The sequence below is a fragment of the Gemmatimonadota bacterium genome (assembly GCA_016704275.1).
In the GTDB taxonomy this organism is placed as follows: Bacteria; Gemmatimonadota; Gemmatimonadetes; order Gemmatimonadales; family GWC2-71-9; genus Palsa-1233.
In genome coordinates, this window is the sequence record JADJAK010000003.1 from 92964 (window position 1) to 107476 (window position 14513).

Annotated in this window: 13 protein-coding genes; 12 read left to right on the forward strand and 1 reads right to left on the reverse strand. The window is 67.9% G+C overall.

The genetic code is table 11. The annotated features are described in order from the left end of the window. Positions 1–199 precede the first annotated feature (199 nt). The 6 genes from IPG05_07985 (at position 200) to IPG05_08010 (ending at position 8521) form a co-directional block, all read left to right on the forward strand. Positions 200–1189, forward strand: a complete 990-nt coding sequence (locus IPG05_07985; protein ID MBK6495028.1) for a hypothetical protein — start codon at positions 200–202, stop codon at positions 1187–1189. 142 nt (positions 1190–1331) lie between these two features. Continuing rightward, positions 1332–3443, forward strand: a complete 2112-nt coding sequence (locus IPG05_07990) for a hypothetical protein (protein MBK6495029.1) — start codon at positions 1332–1334, stop codon at positions 3441–3443. A 133-nt stretch (positions 3444–3576) separates the two neighbouring features. Then, positions 3577–4668 (forward strand): hypothetical protein, encoded by a 1092-nt coding sequence (locus tag IPG05_07995; GenBank protein ID MBK6495030.1) that lies wholly within the window; start codon positions 3577–3579, stop codon positions 4666–4668. Positions 4669–4896: 228 nt separating this feature from the next. Continuing rightward, complete coding sequence (locus tag IPG05_08000; GenBank protein MBK6495031.1) at positions 4897–5124, forward strand: hypothetical protein; 228 nt, start codon at positions 4897–4899, stop codon at positions 5122–5124. Positions 5125–5193: 69 nt separating this feature from the next. Beyond that, positions 5194–5868: a DNA repair protein RadC gene (radC, locus tag IPG05_08005; GenBank protein MBK6495032.1), complete on the forward strand. Its 675-nt coding sequence runs from the start codon at positions 5194–5196 to the stop codon at positions 5866–5868. Positions 5869–6349: 481 nt separating this feature from the next. Then, positions 6350–8521, forward strand: a complete 2172-nt coding sequence (locus IPG05_08010; protein ID MBK6495033.1) for a bifunctional (p)ppGpp synthetase/guanosine-3',5'-bis(diphosphate) 3'-pyrophosphohydrolase — start codon at positions 6350–6352, stop codon at positions 8519–8521. Positions 8522–8728: 207 nt separating this feature from the next. Here IPG05_08010 and IPG05_08015 read toward each other — a convergent pair whose 3' ends face one another. Beyond that, on the reverse strand, positions 8729–9670 hold the full coding sequence (locus tag IPG05_08015; GenBank protein ID MBK6495034.1) for a metallophosphoesterase: 942 nt from the start codon (positions 9668–9670) through the stop codon (positions 8729–8731). 45 nt (positions 9671–9715) lie between these two features. Between IPG05_08015 and IPG05_08020 the strand changes: the two genes are divergently transcribed. From IPG05_08020 to ssb, 6 genes are all read left to right on the forward strand, one after another. Beyond that, the gene (locus tag IPG05_08020; GenBank protein ID MBK6495035.1) at positions 9716–10123 is read left to right on the forward strand and encodes an EVE domain-containing protein; all 408 of its coding nucleotides are present in this window, start codon (positions 9716–9718) and stop codon (positions 10121–10123) included. 153 nt (positions 10124–10276) lie between these two features. Next, positions 10277–12331 carry an excinuclease ABC subunit UvrB gene (gene uvrB, locus IPG05_08025; protein MBK6495036.1) on the forward strand — a complete coding sequence of 685 codons (2055 nt, stop codon included), beginning with the start codon at positions 10277–10279 and terminating at the stop codon, positions 12329–12331. Beyond that, positions 12328–12735: a tRNA (adenosine(37)-N6)-threonylcarbamoyltransferase complex ATPase subunit type 1 TsaE gene (gene tsaE / locus IPG05_08030; protein ID MBK6495037.1), complete on the forward strand. Its 408-nt coding sequence runs from the start codon at positions 12328–12330 to the stop codon at positions 12733–12735. Before uvrB ends, tsaE begins: the two co-directional genes overlap by 4 nt. Continuing rightward, positions 12732–13451, forward strand: coding sequence for a tRNA (adenosine(37)-N6)-threonylcarbamoyltransferase complex dimerization subunit type 1 TsaB (gene tsaB, locus IPG05_08035; protein MBK6495038.1), 720 nt, complete (start codon positions 12732–12734; stop codon positions 13449–13451). Before tsaE ends, tsaB begins: the two co-directional genes overlap by 4 nt. Further along, on the forward strand, positions 13411–13893 hold the full coding sequence (gene rimI, locus IPG05_08040) for a ribosomal protein S18-alanine N-acetyltransferase (protein MBK6495039.1): 483 nt from the start codon (positions 13411–13413) through the stop codon (positions 13891–13893). Before tsaB ends, rimI begins: the two co-directional genes overlap by 41 nt. Before the next feature lie 85 nt (positions 13894–13978). Continuing rightward, the gene (ssb, locus tag IPG05_08045; protein ID MBK6495040.1) at positions 13979–14494 is read left to right on the forward strand and encodes a single-stranded DNA-binding protein; all 516 of its coding nucleotides are present in this window, start codon (positions 13979–13981) and stop codon (positions 14492–14494) included. The last annotated feature ends 19 nt before the right edge of the window (positions 14495–14513 follow it).

Sequence of the window (14513 nt, forward strand, 5' to 3'; positions counted from 1 at the left end):
CCGGGCAGTCAGCCTCATCGCCCTCTTGCCGGGTGTTTCCTGGGCTCAGGGCGTCGTCAGGCTTCAGCGCGGCGACACGTTGGTCCTCCGCACCACTGGGCCTGGCCGCTGGGGGCCACCGAAGCGAGCCGTCGAGCTCCGACGGCTCTCGGGCCCACGTGACCAAGAGGAGTTCGGTCGCATCGATTGCATCAGCGCGTTGCCTGATGGCGGCGTGGTCGTCTACGACGCGAAGGGTCTCGATGGTCCGACACTATTCGTGATCAATGCGGACGGGACCACCCGACGCACGCTGGGCCGCCTTGGTGCGGGGCCAGGTGAATATCGAGCGACGCAACTCACGACGTGTCTCGCTGTGCAGGCGGACGGCACGATCCTCTTTCTTGACACGGGGAACTCGCGGATCGATCGCTGGGGTGCAAAGGGCGAGGTGCTGCCCGCCATCCCACTCTCCGCGATCCCGGTCGGCCCGGAGCCGAACCTTCTCGCGGGCGCGAACGGGTCGATCTACGTCCGCGCCGGCCTGGGTCGTCCGCGGCGGCAGTTCGTTCCGTGGCACACGGACTTTTCGGCCTTCGGTTTCCTGCACCTGAGTCCATCCGGCGCGGTGTTGGACACGGTTCACGCGCAACGCACATGGCGTGACTACCAGGTGCCGCGGGAATTCGATCCATGGGATGTCACGTTACCGTTCGAGGATGGGACCCTCTTCATCTCCGGTGCCGACCGTCTCGCATTTCTGCTGCGATCGCGCGTGGGCCGAGATGTGCTTGTCGAGCATCCGACTGACCCTGTCCCGGTGACCGCGGCGGAGCGGAAGGAGTGGACCGCCATCAGAGGCTGGTACCAGGGTTCCGTTCCTCCGCCGGCGCCGAGTTTCGCGAATACCAAGTCAGCCTTCTTTGCTGTCGCGCGTGCGCACGACGGGACGATCTGGCTGCGGCTCCATGTCGCGGCCGTGCGCGATACACCCCGCGAGGCATTTCCGGGGGTCAAAGACCCACCCTCGCCGATTCGCGAGTGGTTCGAGTCGCCGGTCTTTGCGGCGTTCCTGGTCGACGGGACCTTCCTTGGCGAGGCGCAACTCCCGCTGCACTCCAGGATGCATGTCTTTGCGGGGGCGTTCGCGTGGGGGATTGCGGTGGCGCCGGACGGTCAGGAGACGCTGGTGCGGTGGAGGGTGCGCTGATCCGTTGCGTGGCGCCGCCAGCTTCCGCAACGCAGGGAATGGGGTGATACTGGGAGGGTAGTCCGCTTCGCCTCCGACCCGGGAGCTCCCCCTGACGAGCCTGTGTCACGCCCTCCAGCGCGCGCTGCCGCTCCTCGTCGCCTTGGCCGTCGGGGCGGCCCGGCCGCTCGCCTCCCAGGCGCTCACGCCCTCGCCGTCGGCGGGTTGTGCCGCGATCGTGTCGCTCTCGTCGAGCGAACTGCTCGAGCGCGAACGCCTCGCCACCTTCGACCGCCGGCAGCGCGAATCGACGGCGGGGTTCTGGCGCGAGCTCGGGTGCATTCGTCAGGCGCTCGACCTCTTGGGCCACAAGGGTCGCGAAGGGGCGCTGATGATCGCCGGCACGAGCTGGCACCAGGGCGCAATCAATGCCTACCTCCAGGCGCTGCGCACCGGACCAACGGATTCTCTCACGCTGACGCTCCTGGGCCAGATCGTCCTCGACGACTGGTACGCCGACTCACTCGGCGCGGTCGGCCGGGCGCTGCTGCGGGGTGCCGAGGGCGGCGTGCTCGACCGTGATGCGCTTAGGGGGTGCAGCACGGCCGCGTTTTGGGTCGGTGATCTGCCGACGGCTCGCGGTTGCGGCGAGGCGGGCCTCGCGAGTGGTCGGGATTCCACCTTCCACCAGCTCGCGGTGGCACGTGCCGCCGCCGGGGCAGGAGACACCGTGACCACCAGCCGCGCATTCGGTGCGGCCGTACGCGCGGTGCGCACTGCCGAGGACTGGGAGCTGCTCAGATGGCAGTTGCAGTGGTTCCTCTCGCCCGTCGAGCAGGCACGCGTGGACTCGGCGGCTGGGGATCGGCGGACGCAAATGGTTGCCGATTTGATCGCCAGTCGGGATGTCCGCGATGGTCGTCGATCGGGCGCCAGGGCCGTGGAGCATTTTCGTCGGCTGGACTATGCCACGGCGCACTTCGCGATGCAGATGCCGAAGTCCCAACGCGAGCGCATCCGGACCCTGCCCGCCACGGTCATCATCCCGGATAGCATCGCCGACCGCTTGCGTGGCGCGCGGATCAAGGATGGTCTCCCCGGCGATGTGTACAACCCGAATGATTCGTTTCCCCACAGCGTCCCGGCGCGCCCGCTACGCGAGTTCCCACGGTGGCAGGTCGATCTCGATGATCGTGGGGTCGTCTACCTCCGCTATGGGCAGCCGGTCCAGCGCATTCCGCGGATCGGGAAGTTCACGATGCGAGAGGTGTGGTTGTACGTGATCGATGACAAGAAACTGCTGGTGCACTTCGAGAGCGAGGCCTTTACCGGGACCCTCGAGGCGACCCGTCTCGTCACCGGCGTCCTCGGGGACTACCTCTGCGACGTGGATGTGCGGCGCTGTCAGGAAACGGCGGAGGCGGTGCATGGGAGGCTCAAGCCGGAGAACCTCGAGACCATCCGGGGTCAGGACCGCGAGTTCCTCGCGACCGCCACGACCAAGGACAACAACTCGAGTCAGCCGGCGAACCAGCTCCGGGTGATGGCGAACGCGTATGCGCTCTGGCGGCCGAGCACCGGGCAACCCGTCACCGTCATCCCGTATGCGGTCCGGTTGTCGGACATGGCGACGCTGCCGGGCGATTCGTTGCTGCAGCCGCTCCGCGTGGCGGCGCAGAGCTGGGACGGCACTGCCGCGGTGCGCTTCGACTCCACCATCACCCGTCGAGTCCGGAAGCCCTCCGGTGCGGGCAGGGATGTGTACCTGACCGGGGTGATGGCATTGCCCGGGACATCAGCATTGTCGGCATGGAGCATTGTCCTCTCCCAGGGGCCGGATCGCGGCGGCCGCTACTACGAGGAGCAGCACGCCCCGCTCGCGACAGGGCCGCTGGTGCTCAGCGACGTCGTCCTCGGCGCCCCGTCGCAGAAGCTGAATTGGGAGGATGGGGAACTCGTGCTCCCATTGGTGCCACTGCAGGGATTCAACCAGAAGGAACCGGTGGCGCTCTACGTCCAGGCGCGGTCGGCCGTGTCCCGAGCCGATGGCGTGGCCGTTGAGGTCGTCATTGCCCGGCCCTCAACTCCCGGAAAGGAGCGAAAGGTCGAACTCACCGTCGGCTTCAAGCGCGCGCTTGCGGCCGGGCTCAACGAGCTCCAACAGGAGGTCGACATTTCGCGCCTGGATCCCGGCGAGTACGTGCTGGAGGTCGCCGTGCGGCACGCCGCCACGGGCGCGAGTGACCGGCGGAGTGCGCGGTTGGTGGTGCGGTAGCGACGTCGATCGCGGCCATGAGGCACCAAGTGTTGCTGCCCGAAGGTCACCCTTTCTCAATTGTTTCGTGCCGAATCCACCGTACCCCTGAGGATCAACAATGCGCACCGCCCCTCTCGGAATCTCATGGTTGATGGTCACGCTCCTCGCCGCGCCTCCCGTGGTCGGCCAGGGGACTGCCCCACGCCCCGTCATCCTCACCGCCCCCACCTGCGCCACCTGCCGCGTCGAACTCACCTCGGTCGGGAAGCTCGGCGGCGACGGCGGACCGCTCGACGACGCGAAAGGATTCGGCGAGCTCAGGGCGATCAGCGACACCCTGATCGTCGTGACTCCCGCGAAGCCGCTCGGCGTCTGGGGTGTGCACCCCTCCGGGCGGATCATCTGGCGGAGCGGGCGGCAAGGGTCCGGGCCTGGGGAGTTCCAGCGGGCCGATCGGATCGGCGTGCTCCCTGGCGACTCGATCGTGATCTGGGATCAGGAACTCGCCCGGCTGACGCTGCTGACCAAAGGCGGCCGCCTCGTCCGCAGCGAACGTGTGATCGCCGGGGTACCGATTTTCGTCCCGACCTCCGGCACCGGAGGCTTCGCGCTGGGGAGGCTCGTCAAGCCGGCGCCAGGGAGCAAGACACCGCCGCTTCCGGTGCACCGCGTGCGGCTTGACTCTGTGCTCAGCAGCTTTGGCAGCGCGAACGCCACCAAGGATCCCGGGGATCCGTTCCGCTTCGATCGCATTGTGCTGCCGTACAAGGGCGGCGCGATCGTGATTCCGCGCGTCTATCAGCTCGCAGCTGAGATCTATGATCGTCGCGACCAGCTTACCACGCGATTCGAACGGGTCGCGAAGTGGTTCTCCCCCTATGAGAGTTATGTGGCCGGCATTCCCGACACGCCGCCAACGCCACTCGTGTACGATGCCTGGGTCGATGACCAGGACCTGCTCTGGCTGCTGATCCAGCGCGCCGCGCCAACATGGGCACAGGCGTTCAGCAAGGAAGCGACCGCCGGGGAAGGGGGGCGCAAGGTGCGCCGCCTAGACAACCCTGGGCTCTACCTCGAAGGCGTGATCGAGGTGATCGATCTTAAGAAGCGCCAGTTGCTCGTCTCGCAACAGGTGCCCCAACAGGTCTCCTACGCGCTGGGGCGCAACATGATCGCATCAAAGCAGTCGACCCCAGATGGCGATCGCTTCCTGGTGCTGCACCGGGCAGCGTTGCGGCGGTAGCAGGCGGGCAGGGCGGTCGACACTCGGTGTTGGCATTGGTCAGACCGCACTTGGTCGCATTAGTCGGTACCGCACCGCGCCGTGGATCCTGGGGATTCCTGGGCCCATCGTCCAGATCCCTTGCATGGGCGCGCATCTCGAATCACAATCCTCGGCATCCAACAGCGCCAACTACCGTTCGTTGTGACGAGCCACTCGAACACCACGGCGACGACCCGAGGAGGAGTGATGGCCACCCTGGAGTTGGTCGGAGTCCCTGAATCCCTGATCGAACGACTGACCGCCCTCGCTGTCGAGAACAATCGCAGCTTGAGCGAGGAGGCTGTCGCCGCCCTCGAGCAGTGGGTGGAGACGACTGCACTCATATCGCGGCTCCGGGAGCATCGCGCGAAGCTTCATGTTCCACCGTTGACCGACGCTCAGCTTCGTCGCATGAAGAACGACGGGCGCCGCTAACGCCCCATCCCGCCACCCCGTGCGCTCGTTCGCGCCGTTCCCCGCACACCCACGCCGCCACCTTGCGGCATGCCCACCCTCCTCGCCGATCATGACCGCCCCCGCGAACGCCTCTGGCGCCTCGGCCCCGCCGCCCTCAATGTCCGCGAACTCCTCGCCATCCTCCTCGGCACCGGCTCCGGTGAACAGGACGCGCTCGCCACCGCCGAACAGTTGTTGCACGCCGCCGATGGCGGGCTGCGCCGACTCGCAGCACGGCCCGGCGCCGAACTGATGAAGACCGCCGGCGTGGGCGAGGCGAAGGCCGCCCGCCTCCTCGCCGCGTTTGAACTCGCCGGTCGACTCGCACGCGAGGCACGCCCCGCTGCGCCACGCATCCGCGAACCGGCCGACGTTGCCCGCTTCGTTGGTGACCGACTTCGCGACCTCCCCGTCGAGGAGTTCCACCTGCTGGCGCTCGACACCCGGTCGCGCGTGCTCCGCGACGTGCTGGTCACCCGTGGACTGATTGACTCGTCGCTGGTGCATCCGCGCGAGGTCTTCCGCGCGGCGATCGCCGAGGCGGCGGCAGGGATCATCCTGGTGCACAACCATCCGAGTGGCGACCCGACGCCGTCCCCCGAGGATCGGGCGGTGACGCGGCAGCTGGTGGCGGCGGGGCAGCTGCTCGACCTGCCGGTGTATGACCATGTGATCATTGCGGGGGATCGGTTTACGAGCTTTGCGACGGCGGGATTGCTATAGGGGACGATGATCGATGATCGATGGTCGATGATCGATGATCGATCGAAGGGGCGCGCGGAGTCGGGGTCGTTGACGCGAGGACCGTCCAGTCGCTCGCCGGGCGACCATCTGTCCAACGGGGCGGCGACCCACCGGCGTGCGACGTCGGACCGCAGCGTCAGCGAGCCCCGACCCGTGCGCCCCCCGGGCCCTCCGGGCCGCTGACGCCCTGGGGCCGACCTCGCACGCCGGGGCGCGCCGGCCGGTGGCGAGACCGGATGGTCACCCGGCGAACGCTGGACTCCGGCCGGCTACGCCGTCGCTCCGCTCAGGATGACAATCCGTTGGGGTACCGAGGACAGCGAGTTCGGAGGCCCCGCCGCCCTGCGGGGGCGGGGAGAGGCGAATCGAGAGGTCCTTCGACTGCGCCCGCTACGCGGGCTCCGCTCAGGATGACAGCTACGGTTGTTGACGCCACGCCCGGGCCCCGCCATTGTCAGGCATGTCCCCGACTCCCGCGGCCGACCTCTCCGACCTCTCGCCGGGCTTCTTCGCCACCCTGGAGAAGCACGCCGACCGGCTCGACATTGCCCTGATCGACCGCGCCCTCCGGTATTCGGCCGCCGCCCACCGGGGACAGAAGCGGATGAGCGGCGAAGACTTCGTCGAGCACTCGATCGCCGTCGCGTCGATCCTCGCCAGCCTCCTGGTCGACACCACCTCGATCTGCGCCGCGCTGCTCCACGACGTCGTCGAAGACTCCGACATCAGCACCGATGACATCGCACGCGAGTTCGGCCCCGAAGTCGCCGGCCTGGTCGATGGCCTCACCAAGATCTCCTCGCTCTCGTTCAGGTCATCCGTCGAGGAGCAGTCCGAGAACTACCGCAAGCTGCTGCTCTCGGTGGCGAAGGACGCGCGCGTCATCATCATCAAGCTCGCCGACCGCCTCCACAACATGCGGACGCTCGAGCACCTGCAGCAGGCGCGTCGCGAACGGATCGCCACCGAGACGCGCGAGATCTACGCGCCGCTGGCCCACCGCTTCGGCATGGCGAACGTCAAGGCGGAACTCGAAGACCTGGCGTTCAAGTTCCTCGAGCCCGACGAATATCAGGCGCTCGCCGTGCAGGTCGCCGCCAAGCGCGCGCAGCGCGAGGAGATGATCGCCGGCCTCCGCACCCCGCTCGAACAGGAACTCCGCCGCGCCGGGATCCAATGGTCCGACGTCTCCGGCCGGCCGAAGCACCTCTGGTCCATTTACCAGAAGATGAAGAAGCGCGGCAAGCCGTTCGAGGAGATCTACGACCTCATGGCGATGCGCGTCACCGTCCAGACCGTCCCCGAGTGCTATCACGTCCTCGGCGTGATCCACCACCGCTGGACGCCGCTCCAGGAACGGATCAAGGACTACATCGCGAGTCCCAAGTCGAACGGCTACCAGTCGCTGCACACCACCATCTTCGGGCCGAACGGCCAGCTGTTCGAGATCCAGATCCGCACGCAGGAGATGCACCGCACCGCCGAGTACGGCATCGCGGCGCACTGGCTCTACAAGACGCTCAACAGCGGCGAGGAATTGGACCAGCAGCTCGGGTGGTTCCGGCAGCTGATGGAGCTCCAGCAGGAGAGCGCGTCGGCCGAGGACTTCCTCGAGTTCCTCAAGGTCGACCTCTACCACGACGAGATCTTCATCTTCACGCCGCAGGGCGACGTGAAGCAGCTGCCGAAGGGCGCCACCGCGATCGACTTCGCCTTCCACGTCCACACCGACGTCGGCTTCCGCACCCAGGGCGCCAAGGTCAACGGCCGGATCGCGCCGCTCCACCGCGAGCTCAAGAACGGCGACACCGTCGAGATCCTCACCTCGCCGCAGGCCAAGCCGTCGCGCGACTGGCTCGCGCACGTCCGCACTGGCCGAGCGCGCAGCAAGATCAAGCAGTGGATCCGGCAGGAAGAGGAGGCGGTGTCGTCGCAGCTCGGCCGCGAGATCCTCACGCGTGAGCTGAAGCGCCGCCGACTCGAGGCGCCGTCGGCCGAGGCGATGCATCAGGCGGGGATCACCCTCAACCTGATGGATGGCACCGCACTCGAGGTCTCACTCGGTCGCGGCGATCTCGCGATTGGTCAGGTGATGCGCGCGCTCTTCCCGGACCTGGCGCCCGATGCCTTGCAGGAGAAGCCGGCGACGATCTTCGGCCGCGTCGTCGATCGTTTCCGCCTTGGCCGCGGCATCAAGATCCAGGGCGTCGACGGCCTGATGATCCGCTACGCCCAGTGCTGCCAACCGGTCCCGGGCGACGAAGTGGTGGGGTACGTCACGCAGGGCCGCGGCATCTCGATCCACCGCGCCGACTGCCCCAACCTCCTCACGCTGGGCGGCGAGGGACGCCGGGTCGAGATCGACTGGCAGGAGCAGAGCGGCGAGACCTTCGCGGTGCGGCTCGTCGTCACCGGCGAGGACCGTCGCGGCCTCTACGCCGACGTGATGCAGGCGATCTCGCAGACCGGCACCAACATTCGTGGCGCCGACCTCCACTCGAAGGACGGCTCGGTCTTCGGCACGATCTTCGTCGAAGTCGACAACCTGCCGCACCTGGCGAAGGTGCTGAAGGCGATCCGAAGGGTGAAGGGGGTCAGCACCGTCGAGAGGCGGGAGGCTCAAGGGCCGTAGGGGAATGGTGAGGGGTGAGGAGTGAGGGGGAAGTTGTCATCCTGAGCGAAGCCCGCGCAGCGGGCGAAGTCGAAGGACCTCTTTCCGGTGCGCACGGTTAGAGGTCCTTCGACTGCGCAGCCCTTCGGGCTGCTACGCTCAGGATGACACCCGATGGCTCCCCTCACCCCTCACCCCTCACCTCAACACCCCTCACCTCAACACCCCTCACCTTAACACCATCCTCCGACTACTGATCCCCGCACTCCTCCCCACCACCCCATCCGAACTCGCCGGCGGTGCCTTCACGAAGCCCCCGTCGCGGCCAGTGATCCGCAGGATCCCGTCGGCGCCGAAGTCCAGGAAGGCGAAGAGCGGATTGGTGTAGGGATGCATCCCGCCTGACCAGAAGTAGCTGGCTGAGTTGATCGTGAGGCAGGGAATGCCGTCGACGCGTTCGAGGCGATCGACGTGGAGGTGGCCGCTGAGGCAGCAGGCGACTCGGCCCCGCGGATTGGCGCGTGCCGCGGCACGGATCAGGTCAAAGATCTCGCGCTGTTCATCGGGAAGCGCGTTGTCGGCGCCGCCGATGCCGAGCGGCTGGTGCCCGATCAGGACCACGGGCTCGCGCGAGGTGCGCAGCTGCCGGTCGAGCCAGGCGAGCTGTTCGGGGTCGGCGCGATTGAGCTCGCTGCCGGCATTGAAGTAGTTCCCGTTGGCGTAGGGGAGGACCTTGCCGTCCTTTCGGAAGTTGTTCAGGTCGAGCGCCACGAATCGCCAGCCGCCGATGACGGTGGCGTGATAGCGTGATGCCATTCCCCACGCCGCCATCGCCGCCGCCTTGTCGACCTTGTCCATGTCGTGGTTGCCGAGGACGGAGAAGCGGGGCAGCGTGATACTCCTCCACTTCGTCAGCAACTCCTCGGCGCCGGCGTCGGAGTAGCAGAAGTCGCCGAGCTGCCAGACGGCGTCGAGATCCTGGTGCTGGGCAATCGCCGCGAGGAAGGCGTCGAAGCGCGCGAGCGCATCGGGGGCGAGGCCGTGATGGAGATCGGTGATCAGCGCGAGCCGAGCGCCGGCGCGCGGGGCTGCGCCGACGGGAAGCCGCACGGAGAGCAGCGGCACGGCGGCGCCGGCAGCGGTGAGGAAGTCGCGGCGGGAGAGCGTCATCGAGGCCTCGGGGAGGGGAACCAACGCCCCGAATATATTCGGGGCATGCCAACCCTCCTGCTCAAGTCCGAACCCTCCGTCTACTCCTTCGACGACCTCCTGCGCGACGGCCACGCCGTCTGGGACGGAGTCGCCAATGCGCAGGCCCTCATCGTCCTCGCCGGCGCCAAGGTCGGCGACGAGGTCCTGATCTATCACTCGAACGACGGCAAGGCGATCGTCGGCCTCGCCAAGGTCACCAAGAAGGCCTATCCCGACCCGAAGCTCGCCGACCCGAAGCGGCTGGTGATCGAGATCGCCCCCGTGAAGGCGCTCCAGACCCCGGTCACCCTGGCCGACATCAAGGCGGTCCCGGGGCTGGCCGACCTGGCGCTGGTGAGGCAGAGTCGACTGAGCTGCATGTCCGTGAGTCGGGAACATCGATCCCTGCTGCGGGGGCTCGGAGTCCGATGATCGATGATCGATGATCGATGATCGATGATCGATTCTCAACTCGCAGCACCGTCCCCATCAACCGGGCCCGGGCCCGATCGATCATCGACCATCGATCATCGATCATCGGCTTCTCCCCCGAACATTCCCCGAAACCGATGTTATATTAGTCTCATGCCCGATTTCGAGGTCCAAGCCCCCTTCCAGCCTGCCGGCGACCAGCCGCGCGCCATCGCCGAGCTCACGGCGGGGCTCGTGCGGGGGGACAAATACCAGACCCTGCTGGGGGTGACCGGCAGCGGCAAAACGATGACGCTGGCGAACGTGATCGCGGCCTATCGGAAGCCGACGCTGATCCTCTCGCACAACAAGACGCTCGCCGCGCAGCTCTACGGCGAGATGAAGCAGTTCCTCCCCGGCAACGCGGTGGAGTACTTCGTCTCGTACTACGACTACTACCAGCCGGAAGCGTACGTCCCCTCGACCGACGTCTACATCGAGAAGGACGCCTCGATCAACCAGGACCTCGAGGCGCTGCGGCTCCGTGCCACGTCGTCGCTGATGGAGCGCGAGGACGTGGTGATCGTCTCGACCGTCTCGGCGATCTACGGCCTCGGCGACCCGGCGGCGTATCGCGCGCTGATGGTGAGCATCGGTGTCGGCGAGGAACGCGGCCGCGATGCCATCCTCACCGACCTGGTCGGCATCCAGTACCAGCGCAACGATGCCTCGTTCGAGCCCGGCACCTTCCGGGTGCGCGGCGACACCGTCGAGATCTTCCCGGCCTACGACGAGCAGGCGGTGCGGATCGAGCTGTGGGGCGACCAGGTCGAGAAGATCACCCGCTTCCACCCGATCTCGGGCAACGCGATTGCCCAGCTCGACCGCTGCGCCATCTATCCCGCCAAGCACTTCGTGACCCAGCGACCCACGGTTGAGAAGGCCGTCGGCCTGATCCGCGCCGAACTGCAGGGGCGGCTGCTGGAACTCCGCTCGGCAGGGAAGCTGCTCGAGGCCCAGCGGCTCGAGTCGCGCACCACCTTCGACATCGAGATGCTGCTCGAAGTCGGCACCTGCGCCGGCATCGAGAACTACTCGCGCTTCCTCTCCGGCCGCATGCCCGGCGAGCGCCCCGCCTGCCTCTTCGACTACTTCCCGCCCGAGTTCCTGGTGGTGGTCGACGAGTCGCACGTCTCGCTGTCGCAGATCAACGGAATGTTCAACGGCGACCGCGCCCGCAAGACGACGCTGGTGGAATACGGTTTCCGCCTTCCGTCGGCACTCGACAACCGGCCGCTGATGTTCGACGAGTTCCTCGCGCTCTCGCCGCAGATCATCAACGTCTCCGCGACACCAGGCGACCTCGAGCTGAAGATGAGCGGCGGCACGATCGTCGAGCAGATCATTCGGCCCACCGGGCTGATCGACCCAGAGATCGACATCCGCCCCGTGCGCGGCCAGGTCGACGACCTCCTCGGCGAGATCCGGAAGCGCGAGGCCGCGGGCGAACGCGTCCTCGTCACCACGCTCACCAAGCGGATGTCGGAGGACCTCGCCGACTACCTGCAACAGGCCGGCGTGCGCGTCCGCTATCTCCACTCCGACATCGACGCCATCGAGCGCGTCGAGATCCTGCGCGGCCTCCGCCTCGGCGACTTCGACGTCCTGATCGGCATCAACCTGCTCCGCGAAGGGCTCGACCTCCCCGAAGTCTCGCTGGTGGCGATTCTCGACGCCGACCAGGAGGGCTTCCTCCGCTCCGACCGCTCGCTGATCCAGACCTGTGGCCGCGCCGCACGGAACATCAACGGCCGGGCGATCCTCTACGCCGACCGCATCACCGGGTCGATGGAGCGGGCGCTCAACGAAATGAGCCGCCGCCGCGAGATCCAGCGCGCCCACAACATCGCGCACAACATCACGCCGATGGGGATCGTGAAGTCGCTCGACGAGGTGCGCCTCTCGACCCACGTCGCCGATCAGCGGAACGAGCGCACCGACCGCGCCGACACGCGTGCGGCCCGGAAGGGCGCGCCGGCCGAGCCGCTCGACCTGCACGATCCGGCGCAGCGCGCGGTGGCGATCGCCGCGCTGGAGCAGCAGATGCGGCAGGCGGCGGCGAACCTCGAGTTTGAACTCGCGGCGATGCTGCGCGACCAGCTCAACGACCTCCGCGCGGCGGATGCTCCCAACGTCAAGCGCAGCGGTTTCCGCGGCGGGCGGCGATGACAGCACCGGTGCTCGACCTCGCCGCGCTGCAGGCGGCCGGTGCGGCGCTCGGCGCGTCGCTGCCGAGCGGGAGCGTGGTCTGGCTCGAAGGAGAACTCGGTAGCGGCAAGACCACACTCACCCGCGCGATCCTCGAGGGCCGCGGCGTCACCACGCCGGGCGCCTCGCCTACGTACGCGCTGGTCCATCATCACGAGGGACCGCACGGCTCGGTGTATCATCTGGACTGCTATCGACTGCGCCACCCCGATCAGGCGGCCGACCTCGACTGGGAATCGCTCGCCACGGCCGACCTGCTGCTGATCGAATGGCCCGAGCGGGCGGGCGCCTGGGCGCCGCCGCCGACGCATCGCATCCACCTCGCGCATGTGGATGAGGACACGCGCTCCCTGGAGGTCATCTGATCACCCTCGCGCTGGATACTGCGACGGACCGCTGCACTGTCGCCGCGACCGACGAGACTCGCGTGGTCGAGCGGCATATCGACGGCGCACGGCAGCATGCGCGGTCGGTGCTCGGACTGATCGATGAACTGCTCGCCGAGCTGGGTGTGGCGCCGCGGGACATCGACCGGATCCTGACCGCCGACGGGCCGGGGTCGTTCACTGGATTGCGCGTCGCGGCCTCCGTGGCGAAAGGAATCGCCTGGGCAGGGCAGGTCGAGTGGCACACCGCGCCCTCGCTGCTGGTGCGCGCGGCGGCCCATGCGCCTGCGAACGGTGGCGTGGTGCTGGCCCTGAGCGATGCCCTGCGTGGTGATCTCTACGCGGGTTGCTGGCGGTTTGCCGAAGGGCGCGTCGAGCGCGTGGGCGATCCACCGCGCGCGCGGACGCCGGCGTCGCTGGCCGAGTTCGGCACGGTGGACGTGGTGGTGGGCAGTGTGCCGGAGCCGTTGCGGGCGGCCGTTGAGGCGGCCACGGGCCGGGCGCTGATCGGAGGCGAGGCGTCGCTGCCGAGCGCGCGGGCGCTGCTCGCGCTCGACATGCTCGCCGGCGGCACGGAACGCGTGGTGGACGTGGCGGGATGGGAGCCGGAGTATGGCCGCCCCGCCGAGGCGCAGGCGGTCTGGGAGAAGAAGCATGGACGGCCCCTGCCGTCTCCGCCCAGCATCGCTCGCTGACGTCGCGGCGATCGCCCGGCTCGAGCTCCGCGCCTTCACCGATGCGTGGACCGAAGCGCAGTTGGTCGAGTCACTCTCGGCCTCGGGTGCGGTCGGCCTCGTGGCGCAGGAAGACGACGACATCATCGTCGGTCACCTGATTGGCCGGACCGTCGTGGACGAGGGGGAGATCCTCACCTTGGCCGTGGCGCCAGAGCGGCGTCGGCGCGGGATTGCGGCGCGGCTCCTGGTCGAGGCGATGACGATCATGGCGGGGCGGGGGGTCGGCCGGCTCTGGCTGGAGGTGCGCGCCTCCAACGAGGCCGCACAGGCGCTCTACCGTGAACATGGCTTTACCCCGGCGGGACGTCGGCGAGGCTATTATCGTGAGCCGGTGGAGGACGCCCTCGTGTTGCGGCGCGACCTCCCCCTTTCTGCATCACCCGGTCCCCCACTGCCGTGACCGGTACCTTCGACCGGGGATTGGTCGCCTATCCTGCGACCGTTCACCGGAGTGCAATCCTTTCCGTCCGACGCTGGAGCGACGCATGAGCAAGAGTCTCAACAAGGTGATCCTGATCGGCAATCTCGGCGCTGAGCCCGAGCTCCGATCCACGACGGGTGGTGGTCGCGTCGCGACCCTCTCCCTCGCCACGGGCCGGCAGTGGAAGGATGCCAGCGGCCAGAAGCAGGAGAAGACCGCCTGGCACCGGCTGATCGCCTGGAACAACAAGAACGGCCAGCAGCTCGCCGACATCTGCGAGCGCTATTGCAAGAAGGGCGACAAGCTCTACATCGAGGGCGAGATCGACTACCGCTCCTGGGACGACAAGGACGGCACCAAGCGCTACACCACCGAGATCACCGTCCGCGAGCTGATCATGCTCTCCGGGAAGGGTGAGGGCGAGGGGGGCGGTGGTGGCGGCGGTGGCGGGTGGAGCGGCCGGGCCGCGGGCTCCGGCAGCTCGGCGCCGGCGAAGGGCGGGGGGGCCGCCAAGAAGGACGATTCCTTCGATGAGGTCCCCGAGGCGCTGGACGCCGAGGATGACGATCTGCCCTTCTAGACGGGCACAATGCGAGGGG

Bases quoted from the DNA above. Each gene is read 5' to 3' on its own strand.
- IPG05_07995 (MBK6495030.1), top strand. From the start codon at position 3,577: ATGGTCACGCTCCTCGCCGCGCCTCCCGTGGTCGGCCAGGGGACTGCC.
- IPG05_08000 (MBK6495031.1), top strand. From the start codon at position 4,897: ATGGCCACCCTGGAGTTGGTCGGAGTCCCTGAATCCCTGATCGAACGA.
- radC (MBK6495032.1), top strand. From the start codon at position 5,194: ATGCCCACCCTCCTCGCCGATCATGACCGCCCCCGCGAACGCCTCTGG.
- IPG05_08010 (MBK6495033.1), top strand. From the start codon at position 6,350: ATGTCCCCGACTCCCGCGGCCGACCTCTCCGACCTCTCGCCGGGCTTC.
- IPG05_08015 (MBK6495034.1), bottom strand. From the start codon at position 9,670: ATGACGCTCTCCCGCCGCGACTTCCTCACCGCTGCCGGCGCCGCCGTG.
- IPG05_08020 (MBK6495035.1), top strand. From the start codon at position 9,716: ATGCCAACCCTCCTGCTCAAGTCCGAACCCTCCGTCTACTCCTTCGAC.
- uvrB (MBK6495036.1), top strand. From the start codon at position 10,277: ATGCCCGATTTCGAGGTCCAAGCCCCCTTCCAGCCTGCCGGCGACCAG.
- tsaE (MBK6495037.1), top strand. From the start codon at position 12,328: ATGACAGCACCGGTGCTCGACCTCGCCGCGCTGCAGGCGGCCGGTGCG.
- rimI (MBK6495039.1), top strand. From the start codon at position 13,411: ATGGACGGCCCCTGCCGTCTCCGCCCAGCATCGCTCGCTGACGTCGCG.
- ssb (MBK6495040.1), top strand. From the start codon at position 13,979: ATGAGCAAGAGTCTCAACAAGGTGATCCTGATCGGCAATCTCGGCGCT.